The sequence below is a fragment of the Desulfotomaculum copahuensis genome (assembly GCF_001655685.1).
Lineage (GTDB): Bacteria > Bacillota > Desulfotomaculia > Desulfotomaculales > Desulfovirgulaceae > Desulfotomaculum_G > Desulfotomaculum_G copahuensis.
The window spans coordinates 1-11008 of record NZ_LYVF01000168.1 but is presented as its reverse complement, the minus strand read 5'-3'; the positions used below and the strand labels follow the sequence as shown (position 1 = coordinate 11008).

General features: G+C 53.2%; 15 protein-coding genes and 1 pseudogene. All 16 read right to left on the bottom strand.

Translation table 11 applies throughout. The features are described from left to right. Positions 1-185: 185 nt before the first annotated feature. Positions 186-674, bottom strand: a complete 489-nt coding sequence (locus A6M21_RS11905; protein WP_066669101.1) for a putative metallopeptidase — start codon at positions 672-674, stop codon at positions 186-188. 125 nt (positions 675-799) lie between these two features. Beyond that, positions 800-1072, bottom strand: coding sequence for a hypothetical protein (locus A6M21_RS11900; protein ID WP_066669099.1), 273 nt, complete (start codon positions 1070-1072; stop codon positions 800-802). Between the two features lie 2 nt (positions 1073-1074). After that, the gene (locus A6M21_RS11895) at positions 1075-1491 is read right to left on the bottom strand and encodes a hypothetical protein (protein WP_066669097.1); all 417 of its coding nucleotides are present in this window, start codon (positions 1489-1491) and stop codon (positions 1075-1077) included. Next, complete coding sequence (locus tag A6M21_RS11890; protein WP_066669091.1) at positions 1454-1876, bottom strand: nucleoside 2-deoxyribosyltransferase; 423 nt, start codon at positions 1874-1876, stop codon at positions 1454-1456. Before A6M21_RS11890 ends, A6M21_RS11895 begins: the two co-directional genes overlap by 38 nt. Positions 1877-2053: 177 nt before the next feature. Continuing rightward, positions 2054-2374 carry a hypothetical protein gene (locus A6M21_RS11880; RefSeq protein WP_066669087.1) on the bottom strand — a complete coding sequence of 107 codons (321 nt, stop codon included), beginning with the start codon at positions 2372-2374 and terminating at the stop codon, positions 2054-2056. Beyond that, positions 2371-3063, bottom strand: a complete 693-nt coding sequence (locus tag A6M21_RS11875) for an ATP-binding protein (RefSeq protein ID WP_066669085.1) — start codon at positions 3061-3063, stop codon at positions 2371-2373. Before A6M21_RS11875 ends, A6M21_RS11880 begins: the two co-directional genes overlap by 4 nt. Before the next feature lie 31 nt (positions 3064-3094). Beyond that, positions 3095-4123 (bottom strand): hypothetical protein, encoded by a 1029-nt coding sequence (locus A6M21_RS18800; protein WP_066669079.1) that lies wholly within the window; start codon positions 4121-4123, stop codon positions 3095-3097. After that, positions 4089-4412, bottom strand: a complete 324-nt coding sequence (locus A6M21_RS19480) for an HNH endonuclease (protein WP_078060607.1) — start codon at positions 4410-4412, stop codon at positions 4089-4091. Before A6M21_RS19480 ends, A6M21_RS18800 begins: the two co-directional genes overlap by 35 nt. A gap of 49 nt (positions 4413-4461) precedes the next feature. Next, positions 4462-4686: a hypothetical protein gene (locus A6M21_RS11865; protein WP_151191920.1), complete on the bottom strand. Its 225-nt coding sequence runs from the start codon at positions 4684-4686 to the stop codon at positions 4462-4464. A 318-nt stretch (positions 4687-5004) separates the two neighbouring features. Continuing rightward, the gene (locus tag A6M21_RS11860) at positions 5005-5343 is read right to left on the bottom strand and encodes a hypothetical protein (protein ID WP_066669076.1); all 339 of its coding nucleotides are present in this window, start codon (positions 5341-5343) and stop codon (positions 5005-5007) included. Positions 5344-5531: 188 nt separating this feature from the next. Next, positions 5532-5783: a hypothetical protein gene (locus tag A6M21_RS11855; RefSeq protein ID WP_066669074.1), complete on the bottom strand. Its 252-nt coding sequence runs from the start codon at positions 5781-5783 to the stop codon at positions 5532-5534. After that, entirely contained in the window at positions 5780-8326 is a 2547-nt protein-coding gene (locus tag A6M21_RS11850; protein ID WP_066669072.1) for an SbcC/MukB-like Walker B domain-containing protein, read from the bottom strand. The genes A6M21_RS11855 and A6M21_RS11850 overlap by 4 nt, the downstream gene beginning before the upstream one ends. Further along, positions 8326-9546: a metallophosphoesterase family protein gene (locus A6M21_RS11845; RefSeq protein WP_066669070.1), complete on the bottom strand. Its 1221-nt coding sequence runs from the start codon at positions 9544-9546 to the stop codon at positions 8326-8328. Before A6M21_RS11845 ends, A6M21_RS11850 begins: the two co-directional genes overlap by 1 nt. Then, a complete protein-coding gene (locus A6M21_RS11840; protein ID WP_242868835.1) occupies positions 9543-10565 on the bottom strand; it encodes a hypothetical protein in 1023 nt (340 codons plus the stop codon). The genes A6M21_RS11845 and A6M21_RS11840 overlap by 4 nt, the downstream gene beginning before the upstream one ends. Further along, positions 10566-10766, bottom strand: coding sequence for a hypothetical protein (locus tag A6M21_RS11835; protein ID WP_066669068.1), 201 nt, complete (start codon positions 10764-10766; stop codon positions 10566-10568). Next, positions 10763-11008: pseudogene (locus tag A6M21_RS11830) on the bottom strand (DUF7666 domain-containing protein); the annotation flags it as partial. The gene A6M21_RS11835 and the pseudogene A6M21_RS11830, both read right to left, overlap by 4 nt.

The following is an 11008-nucleotide window of genomic DNA, read 5'->3' as shown; positions in this document are numbered from 1 at the left end:
AATTTTTGGCATGTTGACCGCTAAAGCCAACAACCGCAGATTATTTGTCATCTCTTCAACTGCCCGGTGTCGGACCCTCCAGTGCTTCCGCGACCACTCATTCAAACTCGGCGGCAATGTCGGTATGCAGATCCAGATGGAAGGCGGAGAAGTGGACTCCACCCGTGCGTCCCATTTCATACTCATCACTGCATAAATCCTTCCGTGCCCGTTGGCAAGAAATCTGCCCGCTCGAATAACGTCAGTTGCTCATGCTCCTGCACGGCCTTATGCAGTTTCTTGAGCGCAGGCCTCCATAAACCATGCCGCCGAATTACCCCGATAAAGTCCTCAACATCGTGGCCCTGGATATACCAGGTTGGGTTCCCGTTAGAATCATCATCACCGCGGCAGCAGTGGGAGAGTTCATGGTCCAATAGAGCAATGCGCTCCTCGTTAGTCAGTTGGTTCCAAACATCCCGGTGAATCGTTATCACGAAATCCAGCCTGGTTAAAAATGCCTGTTGGCCGGTTATCCTTTGGGCCTTGCCCCATGTTTCCCGTTTCTGGGTTGACCATTCGCCGGTCCTGAACAGGTATTTAATCTTAGCCTCTGCCAGATGGCTGTGGATTGTGTTAATCAGCTTTCTGGCTATTTCCTCAACCTCCGGGGCGTCGAAGTATTCAGTTGCCATCTACGGCTCCTCCTTTCTGTACATCAAGGCACTGCCTTGTCTCCTTGAACAGTGGGCGGTACCAGGTGACCTTTCCTGTTTTGATATCCACGCTTAAAATTGGCGGCTTGAATTGCCACTCCATATCACTTAAAGCCTTGCGCTGCTCTCGCGCGTCCTTTTCTGCCGACGTAGGCATTGGCGGCAGCGGGGATGGCTCTCTTTTCTTTCTTCTCCTGGTCAACATTCACCACCTCCGCCCATACCACCAGGCGGCCAATGTTGAAATCGTCTCTTGCCTGGCCTCTCTTGGGATAGCCCACTATGATTTTTAAGTTCTTTCTGGCTTCCCGTTCTGCTGCTCGCCGTTTACGTTCCTCTTTGGCCTTGCTTCCAGGTCGCTTGTGTTGTGCTGCCATTATCACCGCCTCCTGGGTTCATACTCGATAACCCCAATAGTGCACAGGCCCACCTCGCGCACAATCTGGGCGATGGTCTCAAGCGGAATTCCTATCACACAGTCATCCATGGCCTTGTAAAGGAAAGTCAAAGAGGTCCTGGCCCATTTAATCCTCTCACGTGGCCGGTTGTGTTTCTCCCAGTTATCAATGACCTCCTCAAGTTTGCCGGCCATAGCCGCCAATATCATGAATTCCTCCCGCTCGGCCCGGTTCATATAATCCTTACGAACATCCTGTCTGGCCCACTTTTGCTTCGGCGGCCCGTCTTTCTTTTCGCTCCGTTTTCGGGTTAAAATCTTTTCTAACTGCTCAAGGGATGACGGCCCCTCAATGGCTATTTCATTCCTGGCTTCCAGTATCTCGCGGATAGTTGCCATTCACGATCACCCCAATGGCTTCATCAAGGGTTTCCAGCATTGCCGTGGCATGATACCGCAGAAAATAGCTCTCCCGGTTGGCCGTCCCCCAGCATATAACAGGCTTTCCTTGCTCCCAGGCCCGCCTCATTTCAATGGCTGTCCCTATGTAAGCGTGGCCTTTGGTATTCATCTCCAATAGGATGATGTCAGCCCGGTCCACATTTGCCAGATCAGTCTCAACGATGTCACGCGGGTCGTAGAAGGCAGTCAGGTCTTTGCCTTCTGTTGGGTCAATCACCGAAAATCCGTTCTCTTTAAGGACCAGGGCTGCTTTCCGTCGCCAGCAAGTCACTTGATCAGCTGGCTGACCATCAATAGCGCCAGCCAAATAAACCGTGGTCATTCTTCATCCCCTCCCTCCGGCAAAATCTCTGCATTGCAAATCGTCCAATCATCCCTCAAGTGCATACCCATTGGGCACCGGTTGCACTCATCGCCCTTTGGGTTACCTCTCTGGGCAATGCCTGGCGGTTTTTCGCTTATGCCAAGCCGTCCGGTTATCTTAAACCCACAAGGAAACCTAAGCATCTGCTGCACCCGCCCGTAGGCGGTCGTCGCCAGGGCCCAAGTAAAGACCTCTGTCTTGGCCGGTAGTGATGACCTCCAGCATACGGCGCACTATGGTGGCTTCTCTGATGGTCTCGTCCCAGATGGGTAATCCTTTGCAATGCCGCAAGAAAACCAGGTCGCTCTCTATGTGCTCAATGCGCTTGGCAAGCCAGGCGATTACTCCATCTTGCCGTATTTCCCGTAGAAACAAATGAGTGTCCTCGTCATACCCATAGGCATCAATGATAATCTGCCACAGCTGCCCCTCAAACCCGTTCTGCAATGCTATCACCTGACACACCTCCTCCCGAGCCGCCTATCAGGCCCGCCCAGTGTCCATGTTTCGCAAAACCCTGCCAGACGGCTGGCTATTGCTGGACCGAAGTTATCGCGCCCAAACCTAACCTCGATTTCTGCTAGGTCAAAGTTGGTCGAAATGATAATAGGCTTATTGGCCCTTACCCGGTAATCAATCACGTAGTAAAACTTTTCCGGTCCCCAGTCTGTCCTGAAACTTTCCTTGCCCAGGTCGTCCCACAACAGGACAGGCACCTGGGTGTACCGCATCAAAACTCTACTCTCGCTTTCCTGGCTGCCTTCGTCGTAGGCCGCCCGGAGCTGCATCAAGAAATCCACCGTGCGCCCATACAGGCAAGGTATACCCATCCGGCATAACCGGTGAGTCAGCGCATGGAGGGCATAAGACTTTCCAGTTCCGTTGCCCTGTGGATTGTCTGGGTCCTTCTTTGCCGCTATATAAATCCCGCCCCCGACGGATGGTTCCCATACCATCAGGTAGGTGTAAAGTTCACGGTTATGTTCGTCGATGATTGCGTTCTCGAAAAGGTGGTTTAACTCAATACCCATAAGACCGCTTTTCTCGATAAGCTCCCGATATCGCACCTCCGAATAGCAGGAGCTGACGTCATATATCGTCCGGAGTGGCTCAGGCTCCAGCTGGCTTTCCTCGCGCTTGCCCATCTGGCATTCCTCGCACCTACGCCAACTATTTTCACGCCATGGACACTCCTGCGGCGACTTTATGACTTTCGTTATCACCGGCGCTTTCTCTAGGATTTCCTGACGCCTGGCTATTTCCGCCTGTATTTGGGCTATCCTGGCGTCCAATGACACGCCCTGTTCCTCCGTCCCTTGCAAGGCCCGCAAAGCGGTTCTTGGCCTGGACTGCGTTTCCAAAGGCCGAAGGTTTTGGAGTACATCCCCGATGCTGTGCATTTGAATTCACCTCCGCTGCGATGGTGTATTCATCCTCCCACCCCTTGGCATTTAGCCAGGTAGCAGGGTATGGGATATAGCGCCCGTTCTCTTTGCGCCACTCCTCGGATTTCTTGGCCCGCTCGATGGCTGCTAACATTGTCTCCACGAGCTGCTCGTCCGGTTGGAGTTTAGCCCACGCTTTCTCGGCCTGACCCTTTGAACGCTTCTTAGGGTAGGCCGCCCAAAACCTCGCAAACAACTCTTCCTGCTTCTGGGTCTTGGCCCGCTTTCGCTGCTCGCCAGATTGGTCAGCAGGTTGGTCAGATGGATTTTGAGGTTGCGCGGACGCGCCGCCAGGCGCATGTGTATCTATTTTTACGGTCTGGTTATGTTCGGTTTGGTTAGGTACGGTTAGGTTACCTGCGCCGTCCGTTGGACATCCAATGGACGTCCGTTGGACATCCATTGGACGGTGCCGCGTTGACCTTTTTCTTTCCGCATCGGCACGCCGTTTTTCCAGTAATCGTCCTGCGTAATCGTGCCAATCATGAATAGAAAACACTCCGTGTTCATCCTGATCAATAAAACCCGCTGTATAAAGAGCATCCAAAAACTGTGCAGGGTCACCTTCCCACATGGCCGCATCGGCGATGTCGCTATCGTCATACCGTTCCAGTGTTCCTTCCTGAGCATAGTCCATGGCCCACCACCAAAGGAGGTGGAGGTGGCCAATTACCGTTGGGATAGAAACCCCCAAAATCCGGGCAAGTTTTCTCGTTTTTGGATGCCTAGCTAATTCCTGATGGCTCTCTATCCAGGCCACATCCCCACCTCCCTTTTCGTTCTGTTTGGGCCTTTCGTGAGTTGCAAGAACTACAGATAGTGCGAAGATTTTTCATGGAATGATCTCCACCAAAAATGCGCGGCCTAATATGGTCGATCTCCAAAACCCTATCTCGCACCCATAAGGTGTATCGCCCGTCGTAATCGCACGGGATATAGTCAGGTCTTGCTCCACAAACACAACAAGTATAATTGTCGCGTTCATATACTGCTTTGCGTAAGGCTTGATACTTCTTGCGCCGAAAATCTATAACCGGTAAGTAGGTCATACATTTCACCCTCAACTTTCGGAAAGGCAATTGGCAATGCAGGTCAGATTTACCAATCCTGTAGGTTAAAAAAATTACTTCCTGCCGCCGGCCTTTCAATTTCCCATTCAAACCCGTTCGTCAGCAGTATCTGGAGCGTTGCCCGGCCACACTGACAGGGGATATTGGCCTTCGCTTCCCGTATGTCTATTTTGCCGGCCACCATGAGGCCACACTCTGGGCACTGCACCTTGATCTTCAAATAGCCTTTTTCTGCTGGCATCCACTTGACCAACCATATCACCCCTTTCCGCTTTGGCCCTCCTGATTATCGCCCTTAGCCGCAGTTCCGCGGCTGTAATCTCGTAACAAGCCGCTTCTACCATGTCCTGGTCAACAGCCAGGTCCAGGTGGTTCTTTGCCACCTGGAGTGCCGTTAGTGCTTCGTTCAGCTCGGGATCTACCAGCAATCTCGTGATATGGGTTGTTAAACCACCGTCCACAATGAATGCACCTCACTTTCTCCTGATCTCGCGCCGGGTAGGCGCTAAACATACTCTGTTTGCAGTAGGGGCAAGACCACTCAAGCATTGTCCACCTCCGGGATCTCATCTCATGTTCGATCGTTTAGCACAAGTTTTATCCATATCGCCAAGAGAATACCGAATATAGCTGGTTCGTATTTACCAAAAAACATTTCTACAGATGATAAAAAGACAAGTAAAGCGGATAATAACTGCAAAATCATAATCATACCAACTTCTCCGCAGCGTTTTTTTATATTTTTTAGTTCTTTGGTTGTAGCTACTTTGCGGAACGCCCTAATATCGCACCATATATCGGGGCGCAATTGTGCCATCCTAGCAAATTCAAGTGTCGTAACTTCACCTTTGCTTGCCTTCCTTTTCGCTTCGATGGCGTTGATCGTGAATTTGTATAACTCAATATTCAAATCTGGTCTTCTAAATCTCCAGCATCCCCTCTCATTAGTCCAATTACAGCCAAAATGAGGCCGGCTTAGGCTATCTTGGCAAATCGAACATGGCACCAATGTCTTCCCGCAAACCGGGCAAGGAGAAGGACTCTCTGCATGAACCTCGACTTCGTTTTCGCAATATGGGCACCACTCGATTGCAGTTTTCATATCTCTACACCCCGCTTTCGCAGTTCCTCCCGCCAGATGGTCTTCATGTCCTCACTGCAGTGGGACATGGCATCTTCCCAGGTCGGCCACCGACCGTGGTCATTGTAAAATTTGTATTGGTAGAACAGGCTCTGCTGGTTATGGGGCAACTCAGGCGGGTGATCCACCGCGCACTCCGGGCAGGTGCCCGGGGCGGCCGGCATTAAACCGAACGCCCCTATGTGTTTGCCGTGAATAATCCTGATCATGCCACCCTCACCTTGCTTCCATCCGGCCCAGGCTCCACTTCAATTCGAGTGGGGAAGGCCTCTTTAATTTCCTCGACGTGGCTGATGACTATAACTTTCGCGAAGTCCTTCTCAATGGCCGCTATAGCCTCCATAAGCCGCTCGCGCCCTTCAGCATCCTGGCTGCCGATGCCCTCGTCCAGGACCAACAGCCGCAAGCTCGCCCCAGCTCTCCGTGCCAAAAGCTTGCTCAGTGCAATCCTGATGGCGAAGTCAATCCTGAACTTTTCGCCGCCGCTAAATGTCTCGTAAGGGCGTTCTCCACGCCAGTCACTGATAATGATGTCCAGTGTTTCCGAGACGGCGCCTTTAACCGATTTCAACTCCCGCTGGGTCTCAAACCGCAGGTTCATGCCATTGGAAGTCATACGCCCCAGTATTTCATTGGTGATGCTCTCCAGCTCTGGAATGGCGTTCTCGATGATCAAGGCTGGAATGCCATCTCGGCCAAAGGCCCTCACCAAGGTCTGATACTTCACTTGTAGCGCAGCGATTTGTGCCAGCTTGCCCGTCAGGTCCTCAGCCTCTGCTCGTAGGGCATCAATAGCCTTCAGTCGTTGCTCGACCATGCCCAATTCTCGCTGGAGGGCCGACAGCGCCCGGTTGCACTCATCGATGTTAGCCTTAAGGGATGTCGCCTCATTCCCGAGTTTTGATTGCTCGGCCCATAAGATAACCCGTTCCTCGAGCTGACGCGCTATCTCTGCCCGCCTTGCTGTCCGTTCGACAATCTGTTCCCGATACCATGTAAATCGTTGTTCCGCCTCGGCCACTGTTTGCCGAGCTGCTGGCAGTTCATCCTTGGCTGCCGCCCACCGTTCAAGGTTTGGAAGGGAGGCCTTAAGCGCCTGTAGGTCCTTCAATTCGGCCTGGAGCTGGTGCCCCTCGTCGTTCAGTGCCGCATGTCTGGCCTCGATATCGGCCAGACTTTCCCGTAGCTGCCGTTCCTGGTGCTTAAGGTTCTGTAGTAGTTCAGCCTTAGCACCCAATTGCGCCGCCTGTTCGGCTTTATGCCGCAAGGAAGTGACCAGGTTTCTCAATCGTTGTCGTTCAGATGGGTCGTAACCGATGGCGTCCTTCTTGGCCTGTAGCTCGCACCAGGTCTGCTCCAGGCGTTCCACCTCCGATTTATCCAGGGCATTAAGCTCCGTCTGCACTTCCGCCATCTTTGCTTTTGCCTGCTGTGCGTCGGCCAGGAACCGGCAGGATGCTCGTTCAGGGTCAATACACCCGCTATCCTCGAGCATTGCTGCCTTGGTTTTCAGTGCTTGCAGCTCTTTCTCAAGCTCCCTGGTCCTGGCCTCAAGCTCGAAGCTGGCCCGTTCCCATATTCGCCGCGCGTCTTTTACCTGTTGGTCCAGCGCCAGCCACTGCTCTCCAATAGCATCGATGGTCTCAAGGTCCGCTGTTGCTTTCTGATATTGCTCCGCCGCCGCTTCCAGCTCTGCACGGTTAGACAGGACGGCCTCAATTTCCCTGATTTGCCCAACTACCTGCGCAATAGTCCGGGAAGCCTGGGCCTTTTGGCTTTCCAACTTCCTGGCCTCATCGGCTACCGCCTGAAGGCGTGGGAGCTTTGCCTCAAGGGCTGCTATCCGTGCTTTGACCTGCTCGCATTCCTTGACCTTAGCGAGGATCTGCTGCTCGCTGGCCAACATTTTCCTGGCCCTGTCTACCCGGTGTTCAAGTCCTGCCCGTTCCTGTTGAAGCGTTGCGATTTCCCGCTCCAACCTATCATCCTCGGATGACAGGCCATCAAACTGAGCGGCTTTAGCCTCTAGTTCTGCCTGTTGCCGCTTCACATGGTCGAGCTGCTCCTGCAAGGATGCGATGGTTGCATTTTTTTGCGCAATGCTTGCCTCAATATCGGATTTCCTGGCTTCCAAATCGGATACTTCGGCAAGCTGGATCTCAATGGCCGCCTGGCGGTCTTTAAGGGCTTTAATCTCGCCGTCCAGGGCCTTGGCCTTTTCCTTGGCCGCCGCCTGGAGGCGGTCATAAACCTCCAGCCCTAGAATTTCCCCCAGGACCTTCTTCCGCTCCGCCGGTCCCTTGACTGTGAACTCATTGCTTCGCCCCTGGAGGATCAGGCATGAGCTGGTGAACGTCTCCTGGGTAACCTTGAGTAGGTCCTGAATACGCTTCTCCGTATCCCTGATATTGGAGCCGGATAGCGCGAGCCACTCATCCCCGTTGCGGACCTGTAGCTCAAGACCAGATTTACCCCGGCCTTTGGTACTCCTGGACCTCATGACACGATATTCCTGTCCGTTCAAGATAAACTGGACCTCAACCGCCATATCCTGCTCGCCTTTGCGGACCAGGTCGTCCAGATTGCCTGTCCTGCTAGCCCCAAAGAGGGCATAGAGCAGAGAATCTGTGAAAAGAGTGGATTTCCCGGCACCGTTAGGACCGCTGACCACCGCCAGGTGGATGCCTGACAGGTCTACATCCTCGTGACTATAAGTCCCGAAATTGGTTAAACTTATCTTAATAGGTTCCATTACATCGCCACCTCCTGCAAAAGTTCCTGAGCGAGGCTGGAGAGACCATCATCAGGAATATTGTTTTTATCCAGGTATTTGAGCAGGGCGTCACGGACACTCATAGCCTCGGTTACTTCCTCATCTCTGGCCCGGTTCGAACGCTCGACTTCGGCCTGGATGCCAGCCACGTAATGGGCTCCGGCTGTATGCAAGCGCCGGATAATTTCCTGATGATTGACCATCTTCGCCACGTCATCTGGCGCCCGATATTTAACCCGCACCATTGCGCCAGTGGTATCCGGAAGCAGAAGGAAGGACCCGTCCGAATAAGTGGCTGAAAGGTCGTCATAGAACCGCTCCAGGTCCTCTGGTGTCTCGAGATCAACCTCCACAGTTACGAACTTCCGCGCTGGCGTCTTGTGAAACTCGAGCACCGGCACCTGGCCAGGCTCCAGCTCGACCGATAGGTATCCTTTGTCCTCGTCGGCTTCACCGAAGTCTATGCGCTCCGGATTGCCGCTGTAAGCCACCCGCGGTGACAGCTGTTGAAACTTGTGGATGTGTCCCAGGGCCACATAATCGAACCCCAACGCTTCCAGTTCAACCGCTGACAGAACAGGCTCCGCGCCCATGAAGATGTTCTGACCGTTTGATAGCTCGGCACCTGTAACTGATAGGTGAGCCATCAAAATGGATGGCATTCTTGGGTCACGCTGGCCCGCGAAGTGGCGCACGATGTCCATAGCCTTTTCGCCCAGGAGCTTGTTAATCTGCTCCAGCGTGAGGTCGCGATATTCTTCTTTTTGCAAAAGGGTTGATTTGGTGAAGTAAGGGAGTGAGAACACCTGCACCGGGCCAGATTTGGTGTGGATGACATCCGCTGCTGGCCTGGTTCGCACCGTCAGCCCCGGAATATTCATTGCTGCAATTACATCCCATGCGCCCTCGCTGCCGTCATTTGGGGTGTCGTGGTTGCCCGATATGGCTACCACCGGCACCCTGGGCGCAACGTGAGCCAAGCCGTTGGCTACGGTGAGAATCTCACGGTATGATGGCCTGCGGGTTTTGAATGCATCTCCAGCAAACACCACCAGGTCATACATGCCAACCTGGGCCTCATTGGCGATATGGTACAGCATTTTCTCAATGTCTTTGAGGCGGGAGTTTTCCCCGGCCACTGTTGGGCCGGGGTATTCTCCCATGTGCAGATCCGCAAAATGGAGAACGCGGATGCTCATCGTCTGCCACCCGCCTTTCCGTTCTTGCGGGCAGCCTTCTGGCATTCAGGGCATAAAACCTTACCCCATGTCCGCTGGCTGTAATCTCGAATGGCTTCCGGCGACCAACTCCCCGTGGCCGATATTTCCTGGCCGCATCCCTCACATGCGATAATATCCTGCGTCATTTCAGCCGCTGGTTCATCTTGTTCCCATGGCGGAAGCTCTTCGTCCATAAGTTGATAATCCGCCTCATCGGGCTCGTCTGGACCGATTTCTACCATAGGTGGCTGTTCTACCTCACCGGTAAGATACCGTTGCTGAAGCTGGTCCCCGTGGCCGCGGCGCGTTTGTACGCCGAACAAGTCAATTACTGAACCAGCGTATCTGGCGGCCACAGCCTTTTTCATATCAGGGTCAGCCATATTTGGAACAACATAGGCCACAGCAAAAGGCTTCTGGAGTTCTGCCGCTGTGTAGGTTGGACTGAGCATTAGGGCTTCACGCAGTGCTCTGTTTAAAGCCTTGGTCTCGCAATGTTCCGTCCTGAACGGGAAAAACTGCTCAAACTGTTTTTCGGTCATGCGCTTGCGCTCTTCCTCGACGCGGATCTCTTTGGTGGCTCTGACCATGCGCCAGGTCCCAGAGGGCTCCGGAACGGCAATGGTCACCTGGTAGGCCACATCATCTGAACTGGGGCAATCTCCGCACCGGGGTGCCATTCTGGTCTGTCTGGCCACCTCGGCGCAACGCTGACACTTTTGAGGCGTTACTGGCCTGCTGTCCACCACTTGGATATTGGCCGCTGCCATCAGTTTTGCCAGCCCCTTCTTGGTGAGGGCAAGCTCGCCGTTTTTCTCGGCATATACGTCTTTGCCGCTTTTCGGGTCCGGGTTAATCTGGACCTGGTTAATTACGACCTTATGCAGTGGGCTGATTTCCTGCATGGTCTTGACTGGTATCAGTAAGTTAAACTTACTGGGAGGATACTCATTCAAAACCGCTATGGCGGTCTGGTTTGGAGCCGCATTCATGGACATTTATACCGCCTCCTTGATATTGGTGTTCTTTGCGGCCATGTGGTTAATTGCATAACCTACCGCAATAACGTCGGAACATGAACTATTGACCCAGATGAACTTATCCATCTCCGGGTGCTCTTTAAGCCACGCCCGCATGTCAGCGAGATACCGACTAAAATCTATTTTGCTGCCTGCAAAGGCTGCGACATCGCGTTTCATTCTTCCTCATCCTCGCACTCAACAAATTTGCCGTTTTCTAAGCGGTAGAAGGTATCGGCCTTTATTTTCTCTCCGTCCACCTTGGCGCACTGAACATCTATAATGTGCCAATCGCCTTTATCGTCCCAAGCCCACTCGGCCAAAACAATCCAGCACCCAAGGGCACCTCTGGCCTTGCTTTGGTAGCCGAGAGCCATGGCAACAGACTCTTTGCCTTTTACAGTGGCCGCCGAGCAATCCCC